The following is a 19,279-nucleotide window of genomic DNA, read 5'->3' on the forward strand; positions in this document are numbered from 1 at the left end:
GCTTCTCCTGTCTAACCTCTAGTTTGAGGCTTGCAGGTGTCTACCGAGGCCGGGGCGATTCAGGTTTGAATTGAGCCGAGACCATCTTCCTCACCGGGTACGGGCTCGAAAAAGGCATTACGGGTGGCCATAGCGCCCTGGATTCCGAACTGATCGAGTGCTTCAGTGAGGCTCTCGATTAGTTCCGGATACACGCTGTTGATTAGTTCCGGATACTGGCTTGTCTAATGGCTTTTGAGGTTGGGCACCTGTGCTTCAACAGCGTCAAGGGCTCGACACTTTGCGCGTGCAGTGCTGGCGCGCGAGATATTGATTAGTTTCGGATATCGCGGCTACGAGAATGACGCGAATCCGATTTGACACAGAAGACAAGCTGCAGACGCTAACGCTGCTTTCGCTAGAACTGGATGACCTGTCGCCGAAAGTCACCTGGGAGCAGCAGCCACGTGTCTGGCATCTGGCGCGGGGCCATTCCGCCGCAGCAAATCGATGAGGTGCTTCGCAAAGCGTACCTTTGGGGTTGAAGCGACTCATGCTTGCGTCGGGCAGGAATCTGCGCCGGTTGTGCCGACATTGAGTGAAAGCCAGTCATGGCGCGGCTGCATCCCGCCCGCTATTTTCCCCATCTAACGACCGACTGGCGCTACGCCGAACACGCGGCAATGTGGACGCCGATAGCGGTGTGCGAACTTCAGGCAGGTGCGCCTGCGGAAGGAACACCTGGAGTGCCCGCAATCGTTCGCAAACGCGCAGCACTGCCAGCAACGCCGCAACGGTGCCCGCGCCCTCGGCCTCCAGGCGCCGATAGGTCCTAGTACTCAGGCCCGCGCGCTCGGCCATCTCGGCTTGGGACATACCTCGCCGGATGCGTTCGGCTCGAAGCCGAACCCCCACCTCTTTCGCCACTTGGCTTGCTGAAAGTGACTCAAGACTAACTAATTCATTAGTTCTCACTGCCTTGCCTGTGGATAAGTGACGTCACATTGTAATAAGTGGCCAAACTATGCTGGTTGTTTGTGAATTATTGAAAACATGAATCAAAGCCCATAAATTGGCTTCATCGTCACTTTAGGGATGCACATGGTTGCCAACGCCGCAGGGGAAGTTCGGCCGTACCGGGTACTCTCGCTAGATGGTGGAGGTGTGCGCGGACTCTACTCAGCGCTGCTGCTCCAGGGGCTTGCAAAGCGGTTCGCTGCAAACCAACGACTGCCGAACGCCGAGTCGTTCGACCTCGGTGCACAGTTTGACTTGATTGTCGGCACCAGCACCGGAGCAATTCTGGCAACCGCGTTGGCTGCAGGCGTGCCGTTGAAGCGCGTTATTGATCTGTATCGCCAAAAGGCCAAAGACATTTTCACCGACCCTGCAGGCACAGGAAGGAAAGCGGCCCTGTGGGCGATGAAGAATGCTGGCCACGCTGCAAACAGCCCCAAACCATTGGAGAAGGCCCTCCACGACGTTCTGCAAGATGAAACCGTCGGCGAGATGTACGCGCGTCGCGGCATCGGACTCTGCGTTCCGGCGGTCAACGTCGAGACCAGCAAGTCGTGGGTCTTCAAGACGCCGCACGACAAGAAGGGCAATCGACTGAACAGAGACAACAACTATCGTCTCGTTGACGTCTGTTTGGCTTCTACCGCTGCGCCGATGGTCTTGCCGATTCACGGCATCGCATCGCCGGCTGACAAGGACGGCGCCTTCAACTGGTTCGCAGACGGTGGCCTGTGGGCGAACAACCCTTCTCTTGTTGCCCTCACCGAAGCACTGTCGATGTCCGATGGAGAACAACCTATCGAGCTGATGTCTGTCAGCACCTGTCCACCGTTCCAGGGCCGCAGCATCACCCCGCGCCAGGCGGACCGAGGTGCACTGGGATGGAAGATCGGCGTGGGCATTGTCGAGGTCGCCTTGGACGCGCAGTCATATGCGTATGACTATGTGACGAAGACTGTAGCGCAGTTCACTGGCCGGAAAGTCGCCTACGTAAGGCTGAAGGACCCTGACGTGCCGGTCAACGACGTGGCACATCTGTCCTTGGACAACCCGTCCAAAAAGTGCCTGGATTTGCTGTCGCGACTCGCCAACCATGCCATTGACTTGAACGTTTCCCTGGCAACAGCGGGGTCACCTCCTCCGCAGCCTCTCATCGCGCAGTTTTTCCAAAACATCAAGGCGTTTCCTGCTCAACAATCCGAAGGAGCTATGAATGGCTAATGTGCACAAGCATCTGCTCAACTACTTCCTCGAAAGGGTTGCCCTTAAGGAAGACCAAAAGGACTTGATGCGCAAGCGTCGCACGTCCAACGAAACGCGCTTGAAAGATGGCTTGAGATCTCAAAAGAGGCGGTCGCCGTTGCGCTTCGTGAAGCAGGGCTCTTACGCCATGCACACGATGGTTCAGGCCAATGCTGCTACGTCAGACATTGACGACGGTGTCGTCTTCGCAAAGGGCGACTTGGTAGGTGAGCGCGGTGGCGAGTTCACCCCGCTCCAGGCCAAGAACATGGTGTGCGACGCGCTGAACGAAAAGCAGGACTTCAAAACGCCGCCCGAGGTCAGGACCAACTGCGTGCGTGTCTACTATGCAGATGGTTTTACCATCGACATGCCCGTCTACCGCGAAGTGGAACGCAACGGTAAGGCCGTCTATGAGTTGGCCGCGACGGAATGGAAAGAATCGGACCCTGAAGCGGTAACCGAGTGGTTTGTGGGCGCGACAAAGAAGAGCCCCGACGAAACCAACGGGCGGCAGCTTCGTCGAATGGTTCGTCTGCTCAAGGCCTGGAGCAAGAGTCGTGCTTCCTGGACACTGCCGAGTGGATTCGTTCTCTCCATTCTCACCAACGAGAAGTATCCGCAGGGTGGTTGGAAGGACCGTGACGACCAAGCACTCTACAACCTTGTGTGCGACATCCATGCTCGCCTTCAGTGGAATCTTACGGTGACTCGCCCGGTGGCACCCTACGACTCGGTGACGAAGACGAATGACGATGCCGACATGCGGAACATGCGGGACAAACTTGCGGACGCCAAGACGACGTTGGCGCCACTCGGCGATTCGAACGCCACCGAGCAGGAAGCGATGGAAGCACTGAAAAGCTTCTTCAACACAGACTACTTCGATGAGGCCATCGAAGACCAGAAGAACGCTAAGAAGTCCCAAGCCGTTGGGGCAACGGGCTTTGTTCGCAGTGGCTCGCAGGAACCGCAGACGCAGTTCTTCAAGGACGGGGGCGAAGGGCGGTATGCCTGACACCCACTCGCCTGCCGAGCATGAACAGGCAGTCGCCTCACTGGCCGAGGCGATTGCCGTCGCATGGCCATCTGCGACTCAGGTCGATGGCGTGTGGCTACGCGAACGCTTTCCTCTCCGGAAGCTGGTGTCGGGCTGGGTTTTGCCACCGGCGCTGACTGGTTTGCAGGAGGACTTGGTCGTCGGGGTTGACGCGCAGTATCCGCACAGTCTGCCGCGGTTCGGCCTAGTACGGAAGGCCACCCCCTGTGAGATGCCGCATGTTGAGTTCGACGGCATTTTCTGCCTAATCGCCGGAATCAACTCCCCGGCCATTCCCTTGGCATTTGGGCATCTGGACCACATGCTCGACAGGGCCGTCAGGCTGTATGCCTCGGGGTCATCCGGTGAGAATCGCGAAGACTTCCTTGACGAATTCGTCACGTACTGGACGCTAGGCTCTGAGAAATTCTATGAGGTGGAAGCCTGGTTGAAGCGTAGGGAGGAGACCTCGCCCATTTGGTTTCAGCAGGCCCGGCATACGTTATATGTGGCGAGCTCGAAAGATGATGTGAAACGCGTCTTGAGACAGCGCGGTATTGCCGTTGACAAGGAAAAGCTTACCGAGGGCCTCCTGGTTCATCTTGATGAGCCGCTGTATCCAGCGGACTACCCGAAGAACTCTCGTGATCTGTTGGACCTACTGCGTCGCGTTGCGCCTGAGCAGTTGGCCTTCGTCCACGAAGCACTTGGGCGCAGTTGGCAGCTGCTTGTGGTGCTTGCCTTCGAGTGGAAGGGCGAAACGATGATGGGGGCATGCATTGTCGAGCTCAAGCGTTCCTTTCCTCATCCGCGAGGGCATGGCCAGCAACTTGTTTCAGGCATGAGGAAGAGGCGCTTTTCCTCCACGCTCCTTTACCGCCGTATTCGGGATGCCTCCTTTCCCGTACATCGCGCGGAGGTGACGCGCATCGATTCAGATTTCTTGCTTTCGCGCACAACTGGTGCTCGCGCGCAAGAACGGAGCAATGCAACAGTGGCGGTCTTCGGCTGTGGCGCGCTTGGAGCTTCCATTGCCGTGCAGTTGGCGCAGGCGGGAGTTCGCAGGCTAATTTTGGCCGACGGCGAGTATCTAACAATGCAGAACATTGGCCGGCATGTGCTTGGGACCAAGTATGTTGGTATGAACAAGGCAACAGCGGTCAAAGATGAGTTGCTTTCGCGGTTCGTAGACCTTGATGTAGAGGCGCTGCCGACGAATTGGGATAAAGCAGAATTAGATGACACATTTTGGACTAGGGTGGACATCATCGTGTCGGCCACCGGCGACTGGCTCACAGACGTAAAACTCAACAGCATGATTGCGGCAGACCGTGCTCCGCCGACGGTGTTCACATGGGTGGAACGCTTCGCTCTTGCCGGTCACTCGCTCTACGTCGTGTCGGGCAGCGGGTGCCTGCGTTGTGTGACCAATGCGACCGGCGACTACGTTTGCCAGGTGTCACGGCTTGGTGGTGAGCTTCCAAGGGAGGCCGGTTGCGGCGCCTTCTACCAGCCATACTCGGCTTGCGACGCGTCTGTGACGGTCGCTATGGCAACACGACTCACGCTTGAAGCCTTGGGTGGCGCGCACAATGAGAGCGTGCGCAAAACCTGGGTTGGCGCGAAGTCCGGGTTCGTCTCCACCGGTGCGGGCATCATGCCGGGTTGGTACGAACAGCTCAGCGAACAAGATGGCTTCGAGCGGACGTACACTGCTGCGCTGCAGGCCGAAAGCGTCTGCGCGGAGTGTCAATGACAGACATCGTATTCCAGTCGCGGTTTGGCGAGGTAATCTTCAGTGCAGGCTGTTTGGCAGTCTTCGAATCATTCCAGCAGAAAAAAGTTTCCAGCGCAGAGGCGGGTGGTCAGCTTTTCGGGGTCTTTACCGAACCCCGATCTGTCCGAGTCAGCGTCGCCACGGGTCCCAGCCGTGGCTCGCTTCGCTCCCGTTTCTCTTTTCACCCGAATCGAGCGGCCGAGAAACGCGAGATTGAGTCGTTCCACCAGAGGGGCCTTCACTATCTTGGGGATTGGCATTCGCATCCGGAGCCTCGTCCTTCGCCTTCTCTAAGTGACGAGAACAAGATGATGCAGATTTTCGGCGCTTCCCATCATGACCTCAATTGTGTGCTGATGGTCATTGTGGGTACATCTGAATTTCCCGATGCGCTGTGGGTGGGTGCTGTTACTGATTCCGATGTCGCGCCGCTTACTATCAGACCAAAGCATGCGGATGTGTCTCATCCGAGCATTTGCAATCCTGCGCGTCTCGACCGGTGGTGTTGAGGATCAGAGGGCCGCTCAGTCCGATGTGGCAATAAGTTCGATAGTCGCCAGCCTCTTAACTGTGGTTATCGCTCGCCGGCGGCTGATAGTGCGGTAACTCCCACGGTGCCATGCCCTGCCACTTGCGGTAAACGCCCCGTAGCCGCTCCTGCCGATAGCCCTCGAAGTCATGCTCGTACATGCAGCCGAACCGTTCCTCGCCCTCGACGACGGGGCATTGCCCTAATCTCATCCACGCGCGGAACTCCGCTCGAAAGGGTTGCGGGATATCAGCTAAGCGAACGTAGTGCGTTCTGTCGGCCGTCCGCCGCGCAATGTTCAAATTACGCAGAACTTCTAGATCTGCCTGCATGAAGGCCTCCCCTAAATGTCTCGGTGTAAGCAAGTCGATCCGTGCTCAGCGAGTTCATGTAACGCGGCACCCCGTCGTCTGTAGCGAGCCGGAGGGGACGCGTTTCAGCGTGCTCGTCAGATCGTGGTGTCAAGCAATGCCGCGATGACCGCTAGCAGCGATGATGGTATGCATGCTCCATTACCCTCATTCGTGGGGGCGTTCAAAGTCTTCGTCCTCACCGACGTTCGGCATATTCACTAGCGCCCATGCAAGTTTTCCGGCTTCTTGTAGGTCTTTCGGCGGGCCGACACGCAGCCATTCGCCGAGCAGTTCCCTCACACAGTGCTGACACAGGTCGAGGCTCACCAAGTTGCCGTCACCAAAGATGGAATCGAAGCCGCAGTGGTGGTCGATCGACAGTCGTTCCTGCCATTCGCCCGGATTGTCAGGAGTCAGCCGACGGTGACATCGGTCACAGGTGCATGCTGCCAGCTCGCTGGCAGTAACGGAGCGATATTCGCGCATGACCTTCCTCTGTGCAGTATGTGAAGGGTGATCAATGGTAAACATAGCCTAGTGCGTTCATCACCAGGCCGTAGTAGGCGGATCACGGTCGACGGCCCGAACCAGTCCTGGGTGACGGACATCATCTATAGACGCTGCACTGGCAGCGCTCTCACACGCACCGCTGAGCTCGATGGCTCCCCCACGCTGAGATACGTCTCCACGAGAATCTTCATGGAAATGCTCCCGCATCGTTGGATCACCCGTGTCACCCAACAGGCAAGGCCGGTGCGCCGGTCTCTTAACTGTGGTTGTCGTTCGCCGGCGGCTGATAGTGCGATAACTCCCATGGTGCCTTGCCCTGCCACTTGCAGTAGACACCGCTTAGCCGTTCCTGGCGGTAGCCCTCGAAGTCATGCTGGTACATGCAACCGCGCGAGTCTTCGCCCTCGATTACGGGGCACTGCCCTAGGCGCATCCACGCGCGAAACTCCGCCCGAAATGGCTCAGGGATATCGATCAGACGGACGTAGTGCGTTTTATCTGCGGCCACTTGCGCCAATGTTCAAATCGCGTAGCACTTCCAAATTAGCTTGCATGGCATTGCGGCTCCGATAGCGTGCACCGATCATTGTGCGGTTCTACGGTATGCTTCCTCAGCCTTCCTCGCGGCTGCCGCGAGCAAATCGTCACTGGCGTCTTCGATCGGCTCGTTGGCTGCGTTGACTTGAGCCGCATCTCCTGTTGAAGGCGGCGATACGCCATAAACAGCACGTTGGCGTCCTGCCAGTTCAGCGTCCCGCCAAGCGGTCCCATTCTGTTTGGCTTGGGTCACGGTAGCGCCGCCAGCGCCTGCATAAGCGTTGCCCCGACCATATTCGATTGAATCGATCTCTTCCTGCCTGGTCGCTTTCAACGTGCCTGATGATTTTGCGCGCTTCTTCTTGAGCTCCTCCTCTCTAACCAGTTCGTCGATACGGGCGAATTCATGTGCTTTCCACGAGAGCAAACCGAAACGCCGTTTGTCCTCTTCGATCATCTCTATCTCGAATACGTTTTCGTCCTGATCTCTGCACAAGAGCGATTGAGAGAGCTGCGTCGTCCGTTTGACGCCGACTTTGAGGGGAGGTTTCTTTCCGGGTAGTTTGGCCCACTCGGACGAAAGAGCGACCAGCTCGTTCGACGTGTAGGAGGCGTCTGCAAACTTGACGAGGCCCTTCGAACAAACCCTTTCTTGCCAGGGTATGAGGGCATCATAAAGCTCTCGCTCCGTCCAACCTCCGGCAGCTTGTCCCCTTCTTGAGGATTGATAGTATTGATGTATCGAGGCTGCAGTGATGTCGACGTTGGCCCTTCGCATGACAGCAGAGCGCAGCTTGCGCTTGTTCGCCGTCATGTTGACATGATTGATTGTTTTCAGCATCAAACGCTCGAAATCATCGAGAGCAATTGGTTTTGCATTCCTTCTGATTCTTCGCTTTATTTTTTCGAGCAGGCTTTTGTCGCGGGTGTGACCTTCCTTGGTCTCTTCAGCCATGACATGAATCATGGTCCTATTTAGACGCTCTCCTATCGCTTTCAGATCGCCGCGTGCACCCGGCGGATTTAACATGATTCCGCCAAGGTCTTCATTCACGACGGATCGCACGTCCTTCGCTTTGCCTGGGCCATTGTCGACGAACACACCATCTATGTTTCCGCATAAAAGGCCCGGCAAATGACCCAAACCGAGCGATGTGGCACGGTCATCCATTGGAAGAATGGCAGATATCAGGCATCGTCGGTATCCCTCACCCTTCTCCTTACTTAGACATATCTCATAGCCTCTTACTCCTCCGGATAGTCTTGATACGCCGAAGATGATCGTAACTTCCATGGGTACCATCTTGCCGTTGACTACCGCGCCAATGGGGATCTTTGGCCGAAATCCGTCGACATCGAGTATTTCCAGCACACCTTGGGTGATGTCGCTCGAACTGCCCGTCCTGGGCTCAAAATACTGCTCCGTTGCAACGCGCCCAAAGCGCTTCTTCTGTAACCCCTTCTCTTGCACGATCTTCTTGTGGCGGTACCAGAATCTGCCATAGCTTGGAACTTGGTTTGGTTTTGCTTTTGCATAGTGCGTTTCGCACATTCGACTGTGTGCTGTTTTTAGCGAAGTTTGGTTCCCAGCCCATTCCGTCTCAAGAGACTCGGTCATGAAGTCGATATCTGTTTGATCGACGCGCTTGCCTCGTTTGGGCTCGGTGTTGCCCTTTGCACGTGCTTTTGAACGCTTCAGTTGTTCCTTCGTAGACAGGGTGCCGGGCTTTTCCGCGGGTGAAAGTCGGGCTTTTCCCGGACCACCTCGAAGCGGTGTCAACTGAAGCATAGACTTGCGGCCACCGCCATAGCGCATGTGCTTAGTGAATAGCTTCAGCAGATACGCACGAAAGCCGGCACCCGCGTTTAGCTCTTGCCGCATCTGTTCGATGCGAGCGGCGCGTACTTGCGCATCCCAAAAGATGTAGTCGTTGATGATGTAGTCGTCCTCTCGCCCCAGTCCTGTTGGATCAACCTTGAGAAGCGCATTGACGAGCATCATCCGCTGGTCGGTTCCTTCGAGCATGCTGGCTTGGACCTTATCAATGGGTGGCCGCATGCAAGGAGGCCTGATGGGCCTGCGAACCGGTGTGACACGAGGCAGCCACTCCTCTTGATCCACTGCAACGGGAATCGGTACCCTGCACGTTGGCGGCGGCTCGTCCAGTGTAATTGGTTGAACGTAAAGAATTCTCCCGCTTGGCTGCCAGGCTACTGCAACATATGCCTTGTCATTCGGTTCCCCAGTCAGTGCGAATGGCGCAAACCGCCGCAAGCCTGCCGGCCATGTTGCGTAATGGAGTTCTCGCAAATGTGCAATAAGACTTGCCTCGGCAGTGGGAGGCAGTATCCGCGGTAGAGCAGTCGTGTTGTCCATGATTACGCATCCAGCAAATGGAGTGGGTGGTCAACTCGCAGGGGGTGACTCGGGTCCAGGCGTAGGAATCCGAAGCAATTGGCGATGGCAAACAGCTCAAATGCCCGATTGATCGGCATTTGGAGACATCGGGCATGCCGCGTCAGAATCGAATCGAGTGTGCCGTTCTGCGAACGAGTTTTAACGCGTTCTGCAAGCACGAGGGCTTCGTCATACGCCTCCCACACATCGATGTTCACGATCCACGTACGCATCAACGCGTGATTCCCCCACATCAGCTTGCTGAACTGATCGCCGCGCAGCAGCTCCCAGGTCCAGCCACGCTCGGCAAACTGATTTCGTTCTCGTTCCTGCCTTTTCCAGTCCTGCTCGGTTAGCTGGTCTCTGGCATCCTTGATGGACACCCCGTGATAGTGCAGGCTGTTGTCCGGCGGAAGGGTTAAGGTCAGGACGATGTCATAGGTCTGGACAGCGGAAATCGGCATGCGCTTACCACGACGCTTTGCTCGGTTGTAATCTTCCTGATCGTAGACTGGATACTGATCGCGAATATCAACGACATAGGGGTTGAACCCGAATGCGAACAAGGGGCGCATCTCGTTGAGGGACAGCGCTTGGTGGGTGCGTCTAAACTTGATTGCGCTGAAGCTAGCTCGTGTTGCCCAACTGATATCGGTAGCGTCGCGCAATGGGACATATCGGCCGCCATGAGGAACTCCGTAGGCGTCGCGTGCGGGCAATGCGACGTGTCGTGGTGTCACAAATGGCGCTGTCAGCTCTAGGATCTGCATGTTCTTCGAACAAAGCAGCTGTGGCTTAGCCACAGGGCGTGCACTTCTTGGTCTGTGAAATTGTCCACCTCGCCGGCTTGCTTTGGGAGCAAACCGGGGACCAGTCCGCTGCGGATCTTTTCAGGTAACAGCCGCCGCCGAAACATAGCCCAGGTCTCAAGGTGCTCTTTCAGTGCTGCGGCTGTTTTGGGCGACCGGGCACGTACATCTTCATGCTGCCAGGAGTTCCGAAGAGGGTGGTCCTTCAATAGGCGCATCCTGGATAGGCGATAAGCGACGCCGGCTCGTATCAGAGATTGCGCTTGCTTCTCAATGTGAGCGGCACCTGTAGCGTCCAACAGTTGCGAAATGTCTTCTTCGGGAAACTGGACACCGCACGCGCTGAGGCGCTCTTTTGAGGCTGCCAAGGCGTTCATGGATGGCAGTTGCGCGCGGATCGCACTGTGCGACAGATACGGGTAAGTGCTACGCAACGATTCGTAAAGCCGGCATGTCTCAGGAAGTATGTTGATGGAGGCAGCCAGCCAACGTACCCGATCTTCGGCGCTACTCCTATGCTTTGTTGGGCGGGTCGCGGAGATGGAAATGTCGGGTGCGCTAGTGGTAGCACATAGCACGGACTCGATCTCTTGCCAGCTTCCAAACATGGCGAGCAGAACGAATAAGGCGTGGAACGGATTCCGAAGAGTAGGTTCGCCGAGCAGGAACGCACTTACTCGTCTGCTTTTGAAGGGGAACCGCACGCCGTCGCCCAGTCTGCCCATGAAAGGACTCATGAAGGTCTGGGTATATTTTTCCCACTTGACTTGCCGTCCCTTTACCAATCCGATCTCGCGTGCCTTTTGTGAGGCAATAGCAGCAATCAGTTGCCCTTGAGCGTGCGGGGCGAAATCGGCGTCCAATAGACGATGCCATCCGCGGGCGAGTGAGAACTCGAGGCGCTCCATGGTCTTGCCGCGATGGCGCTCTCTTTGCTTTAGTGGCCCGCCGCACATGCATCTACTGCGAGGCGCGCCTAAGGCTATGGAGCTTGAAAAACCGTGAAGACATGTACCACATAGGTCGTAGACCGGCGTGCCGTGTCGTGGACAAACACGGATGTGCCGCATCAGTAGATCCCGCCGCCAGAACGGGTCTCCACTTGGAGCGATGTCCTCTTCAAGGCAGTCGAGGCAGATTGCGGGGCCCCACACAGAACGGGCTAGGTCGCGATGCCTACTGGACATGAGCCCCAATGTTGAAGTCAGTCCCGCGACCCCCGTGCCGATATGGTGCCGGTGCATGAGTTCCGACTGTGCTGCAGAAAGGAATCGATTGAAGCCGGGGACAAGCGTGTTGTTGGCGAGAACTGATTCGAGTGAGCCGACGCGATCGCCCAAGATCGGAACGTGTTCTTGGAGACGGGTGGGCATTAGCCAGGGCAGGGAGGCATTTCGGCGACCTAGGAGTTGCACATGTAGGGGCTCCAATGCGCGCAAGTTGTGCCTGGCAACGTATCCAGCGAAGACCTCACCCTTGCAGATGGATGACGCTGAAAAAACACCAATCAAAGTATGACGATGAGTTTGCATATCGGGCATGAATCCGTAGGTTCTGGAGTGACTGACCGCGCAAGTTGAGCGTCTGCATCGCAATGCCAACTCTCAATTCGCTGCCTGTGCTCTTTCCAAGTAAGGGACGCTAGACACTCGTGGGATCGCGACATGACCCGATTTTCGGCGATGCATTCCCTGTCGACTGCGCTTGATGACAGTTGAGCCATTGGCGATCGTTTCGATATAGCCACATCCAAAGAGCGGCGGCTGTTGATCGGATAGTTTTCCGTGGACGTCCAGCTTGCTTTGTCTGATGGGCAATCCATAAGTCTCGATTATCTTGAATTCTTTGTAGCTTCTGCTCTGAAGCAGGAGCCTTCGCGTTGCGTTTCGCTGCAGCAGGTGAAGTCAGCGTAGGTGAATATTCGATCCGAGACAGAGCAACTTGCAGAACAGCAACGGCCGTCGGATGCGGGGCCGCCATCGGGCGCTCAAGGTAACGTAACAGGCGAACTAGCAGAGCTTCGGAGTGAAGCCACATGTCAAGTCTTACGTCTTCAAATCCATTGGAAAGCGCCGCCGTGCAATCTCTTATTAGGGCTGCCGTCCTGAACTTGTGGGTTTCAGACACATAGCCTCGCTCGTGCAACGTTTTAGCCGTTGTATCCAATGCACCGTGACAGGAAGTGCCCCGCAGAAGCTCTAGGCATGTCTCGGCGAGGCTTAAACTATTGCGCCTTCGGCCGCGACTAGCGGTCGCAAGGAATATCAGCTCGCTATCGCTGCAATTCGCAGCGAGTCGCAATTGACATTGATGTACTGGGCACCTTGTCAGGAAAGGGATGCAATGCAGAGTGAGGGAGCAGCGCCTGCCAGTGAGTTGGCGATTCAATCTCGAACATTCCGGGCATTCCAATCCGTAGCGATTCCCGACCTGTAGATGGATTGGCGGTGAGGGGCAACTCACTCGGCTGAACTTGCTATCACAAACTTGCGCTGCAAGCGTTGCAGCCGAAGAGGTGGTGAGGCACCCCGCATAGAACGGGAAAAGAGTGCGCTCAGCCAAAACTTGGGCCGCGTTGCCATAGCACCGGTTGGTCAAGTCACAGAACAGCCGTAGTCGACAGGGTGCGGTTTGTAGAAGAGGTGCACCGTGTAGCAACACTCGGCTACGCAGTTGCCGCACTCCGGAATCTGTTGTGGTGGCAGCCAGTGCCATGAGAAGGCTGACTGGCGTCTCGAGGGCGGCGGCGGTATATAGGGTCCGGAGCATAGGGGGCCTACCTAGGAGCCAGTTGTGGCGCGGGATGCGTTGACGACAACTGCCGAACACCGAGCCAGTCACCGCATCGAACTAGACTAGGTTCCCGGTAAAGACCCCCCCTTCCGATCTGCCGAACTGCGTTGATATCGCCTTCGTGCAGAGCGAGCGCCTGCTTGCCGTACGTATGGAATGTGTCGGCGTTGAGCGTTTTTACGTCGAGTGACAAGAGTTGCAGCGAGATGCTGCTTAGCGCCGTTGCAAGGAGGCCAGGATACCCAAACGTCAAGTCGTATGCGGCGGCAGGCAGCCATTCAGGCATCCTGGCAATGCCGGCGACACGCAGCGTGGCATCGAACTGAGCTTTGCAAACCGCCTTCCAGTGGTTTTCCTCGGCTCGTCCTGAGCGTGTGATTTCGAATAGGCCCTGCGGTGCCAAAGCTCCGGCGACACTTGGAAGCTGAGATAAGCCACATATCACGGCTCCCGGGGTTGCAAGGCAGAGCACAGGGATGCCCGTGGTTCGCGTGAAGTGAGCAAGTGCGTCCCAGGTTGCGTGGGCGGCTTTACTGGTGGAGGTTTCGGTACCAATTCCCTCGACGATAAGCAAGCCAAGGTTAGACACTACGCCAAGCGCGGTGACTGCTGCCACAACCTGGCTTTCCCGAAACTGCGGGCTTCCAATACGGTTTGCATATCCTGTATTAAAAACCGAGTCGAAAGCCCCTAAGAACCCCTGCGCAAACCCCAAAACCTTACCTTCGATCGGCCACTGTACGCGCAAGGATCGAAGTTGAGCGTACTCACTAAAGCCACTATGCGTTTGCACGCGAGTCATTACGCAGCCTCGCCCGATAACCGATTCGACGATATCGGCAAGGCAGCGTCGCCCCATGCGAACCGGCGCGGCAACTACTATGCCGCGCGGACGTGCTCGCGGTCCCATCCCAGATCGAGATGGGGGTGTGGCGCTATTTCTTGTCGGGCGATCATGCAAGAAATTGTTTGCTGCGATGGTGTGGTTCCGATAGTCGGGCATGCGTAGATCCCTATCCATATAGGAGGCACGCACTTGAGCAACAACGGTGCTCACAATGCCCGCAGACTTGGCGCTAGAAACGTAGATGTTGGATGCTTGGCGCAGGATGCTCTCTTCGCGTGAGGAGTAGCTGTAGTTGCTTGTGGCTTTTTGATCCATGAGCCGCATGGCCTCAGATAGCTTTGGGACCGCTGGCATGTTGTCCAGCAGAGGGTTGCCCGGGGCCACCAGGCCATCAGAATTGCCAACATCTAAATTTGCTAGCGAGGATGTACTTTTCATGCCAGAGCCTTATTTGAGGTGACTGTCCGCAATTGGCCTGTTGAGTGGATTTATGTGCGCTTTTTTTATTGCATACGCAACATTGGCTGCGACCGTGTCTGGGAAGGAATCCCTGTCGTACCAAGGTTTCAGCAGATCGCGCCGACGACTGCTTAAGTCGTCGAGGCGAGTATATGTTCAGAAAAAAATAAAAAGCGTGACTCAGAGTCTCATTTTAGGAATGGGACAAATAAAGTCCCGAACGGTGTACTAAACTCATACCATTGGAGCTGCGACACTCACATCAAGAAAATGGGCACATGTGCCTAATGTTTGTAAATGTATGTCCCAATAATCGGACGTCGATGTGCTTTTCAAGATATTGATTTATATGAGTTTATTTTCCCGCGTGAAATTAGAGGTGTCGTGCCATGCGTGATCTTTTGGGTGCCATCAAAACCCGCAGTTTGGTGACGGTGAAACGGGGGCGTAGGCGCTTTCGCGCCGCTGTCGGTGAACTCGCCGCGTATCTTGCTGCGCCACCGGTAAGAATTTCAGGAACATCGGTGTGGGTGTTCGGCAAGCCTCGCACTGCAATACTCCGGTGGGTCCGGGCGGGTGGCGCCGAGTTCAGGATTCGGATGCAGCGAGGGGAGTCTTTTGTCGTTCTCGGTCTGGAGCAAGTCGCCGCTCTATTCGCTGGGGCGCCTTCGCAACAAGTCGCGGGCAAGCTACTTGCGCGGCTGCCATTACTTCCAGTGTCGATGTTTAGGCCAGCCAGAAGGGGGGGGCGTATCCGATACGTTCATCACGCCCCGAAGTGAGCGGCACGTGGAGCGGCTGGAATGGAAATCTCCACTTCTGGACGGTACTAATTCCGCTGTATGGTCACTCGCGCCGAAGATGAGTCAAAGGCTAGCGGAAATTTTCAGCAGGAAAACGGGATGGGATAGTGGTGCACGGTCAGCATCTTTTTTGGTTTCAGAATGCATTCAGCTATGATTCGATTTCCAAAACCCTCATGAGGATCGGTCATGGCGACCTACAAAGAGTTGTTGGCTCAGAAGGCAAAGTTGGAAGAGCAACTCGAGAGCGCGCGCGTCAAAGAGCTTGAGACTGTGATTCAACAAGTCCGTCAGGTCGTGGCTGAGTATGGACTGACCGCGGAGGACCTTGGTTTTGCATCTCGACGTGGTCGAGTTGCAGCGAAGAAGGCAATCGTTGCGCCGAAGTATCGCGATCCGAAGACCGGAGCTAGTTGGTCAGGGCGTGGTCGAGCTCCGGCATGGATTGGCAAGAATCGCGACAAGTTTTTGATTGCCTGATTTCGCGACGAAAATTTGTCAATGGGGAGAGGCAGCATGGCTTTGTCCATGGCGAGGTGTGGACATGTGTGGATTCAACGGCGCTCATCGGCTCCAGCCCTCCCCGACAGTGTATTTGACGTGTAGGTCGACATGCTTCTTCGACATGCTCTTGCGGAAATTGTGCAGCGTGTCTTGCGCTGGGCCTACATACCGGGCTTTTTGATATTTTTGGTCTCCGTTGCTCTCGCGATACTCAGACGCGAGAATTCAAAAGTGACGAGAGTTCTCGCAACGTAAGCGGGCCGCTAAACGCTACACGTTCGTGCTGTTCGATCGTGTGCCGAGCGAGGTGTTGTGGCTCAAGAGCGAGGTGCCGGGCAGGAGCAGGATTCCGCTCACCCGCTACAGACCAACACACTGCGCTTTTTGGAGCGTCGATAGCCGCCGCCCGGAGGTGCCCAAAGTCGCTACGTCACTCCGATCGCCGTTCGCTGTGCAGCGGCTCACTCCGGCGCCGTGTGGTGGCATCGGAGCGGAACACCAGTGGGACTTCGTGAAGCGCCTTGCCGGGGCCTACTGCATTCAATACGGCCACACGGCTGTGCAGCACGACCTGTTGCAGCGCTTCATGATCAGGCGTCTTGTCGCACACCGGGTCGGTGTGGCCGGCATCGCCGGTGAGCAGGTAGCACCCCAAGGTCGAGTTCTTCAGCATCAGGTGCGTGTCACTCCGCCACACTGCTTCACCGCTTATAAGCGGCCGCTTACGAGAACCTGAAAATGGCATGGATACAAGAGTTGCTTACAGGGCGAATGCATTTTTTAGATCCACTACGAGGACGGAGATCTTCGCAAGGGGCACCGGACGTTTGCTGTCGACGTTGCAATACGCCACGAGTATCGAGCGCAACCACCAGTTGCGTCCATTGACAGCGCTGGAGTTGCATTAGAACTTGCTCCCAACTGGAGGCCTGAGTTTGTACGGGCTTACACAATGAGTAGCATCTATTGATACTGACTTGCATAGATGCTTTGTCACCTGACCCACGTAATGCGCGTTGTTTGCCCCATCAAAAAGTCACGATTGGATTCAACCACTTCGCATATGTAATCCCATAAAGCCTTCACGCGCGCGACTTCCCTTCGCTCGGGTGGGGCGATCAGCCAAAAAGTCCGGGTAATGTCGACTTTGCTGGGAAGCACAGGGACCAGACCATCAATCACGCTGCCGAGAAAACAAGGTAGCACCCCGATACCGCAACCTGCCTTCACGGCCTGCGCTTGCGCGTTAACGCTGGTACTTCTGAAGCACGGCTTGACGCCAGGAAGCCACTGTTCCAACGTGAATTGCTGCGGCGAGAAAATCAGATCGTTGACGTAGGCTATCCAACGGTGTTCGATCAGATCATCGATATCCTTGATCGGTGGGCGACCGTCCAGGTACTCGCGTGTAGCGTACGGGAGTAACCGGTACTCGGAAAGCTTGCGGGTAACGAAGCTGTTGGCGCTCGGGCGATCGATGGCCACCGATGCGTCGGCTTCCCGCTTCGACAGGTTCAGGTTGCGCGGCAGCGGCAAGACGTCAACAGTGAGTGCCGGGTGCCTAGCGCAAAAGTGCGTCAAGTGGGGCGGCAGAAAGAAAGTACCGAAGCCTTCAGTGGCCCCTAGACGAATCTCGCCTGTCAGGGCGACCTCATCGCTGATCATGCTCGACTCGACAGCCGTGAGCGTGCCCTCAAGCACCTCCACATGCTCCAGTAGCCGATGCCCAGCGCTTGTCAAGCGGAGCCCCTGCGAGCTGCGATCGAAGAGCTTCGAGCCGGTATCGCGCTCTAGTCGCTGAATGCGCCTCGAGATCGTCGACTGACTCATTTTCAATGCATGTGACGCCTCCAGCGCAGACTGTGCACGCGCTGCCGCGAGAAATATCCGCAGGTTGTCCCAATCGAACTGTTTCATCCCATCTCCTACCCTATTTATGCAAATATGGATAACGTAGTTCCATTTTAAGGTATTCCGATTGCAGAAATGCTCATTAAGATGACTCCTATGGTCGAAATTGGCGCAACGGTCCACGCAGTCGCCAATCAGATGCGGCCCTATTCCAAACAGGAGACAAGGCAGTCATGAGTCAATTCATCGAGCATTTCATCGCCGGCAAACCGTATTCCGAGGCCGCAGGCCGAAGTGGCCCGGTGTACAACCCATCGACGGGCGAGGAAACGAGCCGTTGCGCATACGGAACGCATGCCACTGTGGACCACGCTGTTGTTGTGGCGGCAGAGGCCGGTCGCAAGTGGGGGCGTGCCTCCCATGCCGCGCGCCAAGCCGTGATCTTCAAGCTGCGCGAGCTGATGATCGCCAACCTGGATCTGCTCGCCGAGGTCATCGGACGCGAGCACGGTAAGACCATCCCGGACGCAAAGGGCGAACTTGGGCGTGCAATCGAGGGAATCGAATTCGCCTGTAACGCGCCGCATGTCTCCAAGGGGGAGTACACCAACAACGTCGGCGGAGACATTGAGGTGTTCTCCATGCGCCGACCGATTGGCGTGGTCGGGTGCATCACGCCGTTCAATTTCCCCATCATGGTTCCCGCAGTCATGATGACCATGGCGGTGGCTGTGGGCAACAGCATTGTCTGGAAACCCTCCGAGAAGGTACCCAGCGCGGCACTTGAGTTCGCGCGCCTTTGGAAGGAGGCGGGATTGCCAGACGGGGTCTTCAATGTCGTGCAAGGTGACAAGGAAGTGGTGGACGCAATTCTTGAGCACCCAGGCATTGCCGGAGTGAGCTTTGTCGGGTCCACGGCGGTTGGCGAGTACATCTATCAAAAAGGCACCGCCCACAACAAGCGGGTTGCGGCCTTCACGGGTGGCAAGAACCATATGGTTGTCATGCCCGACGCGGATCTTGAGGCCGCAGCCTCCGCGTTTGTCTCTGCGGGTTTTGGCTCCGCGAGTCAGCGATGCATGGCCGTGTCGCTCTTGCTCCCGGTTGGCGTGGAAACCGCCGAGCGCCTGCGCGAACTCGTCATCCCAAAGATTCAAGCCTTGAAGGTCGGGCCCTACAACGATGCAGTCGCAGACTACGGCCCGGTGGTGTCCCGAGAGTCGAAGACCGCTGTTGAGCGTGCCATTGCCCGCTGCCTTGAGGAAGGGGGAGAGCTCGTCGTTGATGGGCGTGGCCTGGAGGTGCAAGGACACCCCAACGGCTACTACCTTGGGCCAACGTTGTTCGATCGGGTCACAACCGATATGCAGTTGTACCGAGAAGAAATATTCGGCCCGGTACGCGGCATCATGCGGCCATCGACCTTTGAAGAGGCGATTGAAATTACCAACCGCCACGAATACGGCAACGGCTCAGTCATCTTCACGCGCGATGGCAAGTCCGCTCACCGCTTCATGATGGAGATCGAGTCCGGCATGATCGGCGTGAACGTACCGGTTCCGCTTCCCTCGGCCTACTTCAACTTCGGCGGATTGCGGCGCTCGAAGTTCGGCGATGGGCATCTGTACGGGCCAGACGCTGTTCGCTTCTACACGAAGTTCAAGACCGTCTCACAACGCTGGCCGGAGCCGGATGACGACGCCATGCCGGTGTCCCTCGCATTCAATCCCAGCGCCTGATTCTCTATCCGAATATCCGCGCACTGTGTGCCCGGCGAGCCGGGACGGCATGGCCATTCCTCTCGGCCATGCGCGCGACCCTGCGCTTACAAG

Annotated in this window: 14 protein-coding genes; 6 read left to right on the top strand and 8 right to left on the bottom strand. The window is 56.6% G+C overall.

The window, feature by feature from the left end; translation table 11 throughout:
* Positions 1-588: 588 nt before the first annotated feature.
* Positions 589-954, bottom strand: coding sequence for a helix-turn-helix domain-containing protein (locus NKG59_RS26540; RefSeq protein WP_420804044.1), 366 nt, complete (start codon positions 952-954; stop codon positions 589-591).
* 126 nt (positions 955-1,080) lie between these two features.
* Here NKG59_RS26540 and NKG59_RS21250 point away from each other — a divergent pair, with 126 nt between their 5' ends.
* Genes NKG59_RS21250 through NKG59_RS21265 form a run of 4 tightly spaced genes read left to right on the top strand, consistent with a single transcriptional unit; the run spans position 1,081 to position 5,563 of the window.
* A complete protein-coding gene (locus NKG59_RS21250) occupies positions 1,081-2,217 on the top strand; it encodes a CBASS cGAMP-activated phospholipase (protein WP_253541020.1) in 1,137 nt (378 codons plus the stop codon).
* Positions 2,210-3,256, top strand: coding sequence for a cyclic GMP-AMP synthase DncV-like nucleotidyltransferase (locus NKG59_RS21255; protein ID WP_253541023.1), 1,047 nt, complete (start codon positions 2,210-2,212; stop codon positions 3,254-3,256). The genes NKG59_RS21250 and NKG59_RS21255 overlap by 8 nt, the downstream gene beginning before the upstream one ends.
* Positions 3,249-5,033: a ThiF family adenylyltransferase gene (locus NKG59_RS21260; RefSeq protein ID WP_253541026.1), complete on the top strand. Its 1,785-nt coding sequence runs from the start codon at positions 3,249-3,251 to the stop codon at positions 5,031-5,033. Before NKG59_RS21255 ends, NKG59_RS21260 begins: the two co-directional genes overlap by 8 nt.
* A complete protein-coding gene (locus NKG59_RS21265; RefSeq protein ID WP_253541029.1) occupies positions 5,030-5,563 on the top strand; it encodes a Mov34/MPN/PAD-1 family protein in 534 nt (177 codons plus the stop codon). Before NKG59_RS21260 ends, NKG59_RS21265 begins: the two co-directional genes overlap by 4 nt.
* Before the next feature lie 538 nt (positions 5,564-6,101).
* Here NKG59_RS21265 and NKG59_RS21270 read toward each other — a convergent pair.
* The 5 genes from NKG59_RS21270 to NKG59_RS21290 all read right to left on the bottom strand — a co-directional run bounded on the left by NKG59_RS21270 (position 6,102) and on the right by NKG59_RS21290 (position 14,268).
* Positions 6,102-6,467 carry a hypothetical protein gene (locus tag NKG59_RS21270; protein ID WP_253541032.1) on the bottom strand — a complete coding sequence of 122 codons (366 nt, stop codon included), beginning with the start codon at positions 6,465-6,467 and terminating at the stop codon, positions 6,102-6,104.
* Positions 6,468-7,029: 562 nt separating this feature from the next.
* Positions 7,030-9,009 carry a hypothetical protein gene (locus tag NKG59_RS21275; protein ID WP_253541034.1) on the bottom strand — a complete coding sequence of 660 codons (1,980 nt, stop codon included), beginning with the start codon at positions 9,007-9,009 and terminating at the stop codon, positions 7,030-7,032.
* A gap of 353 nt (positions 9,010-9,362) precedes the next feature.
* Positions 9,363-10,151: a PDDEXK family nuclease gene (locus tag NKG59_RS21280; protein WP_253541037.1), complete on the bottom strand. Its 789-nt coding sequence runs from the start codon at positions 10,149-10,151 to the stop codon at positions 9,363-9,365.
* A complete protein-coding gene (locus tag NKG59_RS21285; RefSeq protein ID WP_253541040.1) occupies positions 10,139-11,098 on the bottom strand; it encodes a hypothetical protein in 960 nt (319 codons plus the stop codon). Before NKG59_RS21285 ends, NKG59_RS21280 begins: the two co-directional genes overlap by 13 nt.
* 1,868 nt (positions 11,099-12,966) lie before the next feature.
* The gene (locus NKG59_RS21290; protein ID WP_253541043.1) at positions 12,967-14,268 is read right to left on the bottom strand and encodes a hypothetical protein; all 1,302 of its coding nucleotides are present in this window, start codon (positions 14,266-14,268) and stop codon (positions 12,967-12,969) included.
* Between the two features lie 1,013 nt (positions 14,269-15,281).
* On the opposite strand from NKG59_RS21290, the gene NKG59_RS21295 reads away from it, so the two are divergent.
* Positions 15,282-15,572: an H-NS histone family protein gene (locus tag NKG59_RS21295; protein WP_253541046.1), complete on the top strand. Its 291-nt coding sequence runs from the start codon at positions 15,282-15,284 to the stop codon at positions 15,570-15,572.
* Positions 15,573-16,026: 454 nt separating this feature from the next.
* Here the strand turns inward: NKG59_RS21295 and NKG59_RS21300 are convergent, their stop codons facing one another.
* Positions 16,027-16,269, bottom strand: coding sequence for an SPASM domain-containing protein (locus tag NKG59_RS21300; protein ID WP_253541048.1), 243 nt, complete (start codon positions 16,267-16,269; stop codon positions 16,027-16,029).
* A gap of 320 nt (positions 16,270-16,589) precedes the next feature.
* Complete coding sequence (locus NKG59_RS21305; protein ID WP_253541053.1) at positions 16,590-17,513, bottom strand: LysR family transcriptional regulator; 924 nt, start codon at positions 17,511-17,513, stop codon at positions 16,590-16,592.
* Between the two features lie 167 nt (positions 17,514-17,680).
* Between NKG59_RS21305 and NKG59_RS21310 the strand changes: the two genes are divergently transcribed.
* Positions 17,681-19,186, top strand: coding sequence for a CoA-acylating methylmalonate-semialdehyde dehydrogenase (locus tag NKG59_RS21310; protein WP_253541056.1), 1,506 nt, complete (start codon positions 17,681-17,683; stop codon positions 19,184-19,186).
* Positions 19,187-19,279 lie beyond the last annotated feature (93 nt).

It is taken from the genome of Ralstonia chuxiongensis (genome assembly GCF_024158925.1).
In the GTDB taxonomy this organism is placed as follows: domain Bacteria; phylum Pseudomonadota; class Gammaproteobacteria; order Burkholderiales; family Burkholderiaceae; genus Ralstonia; species Ralstonia chuxiongensis.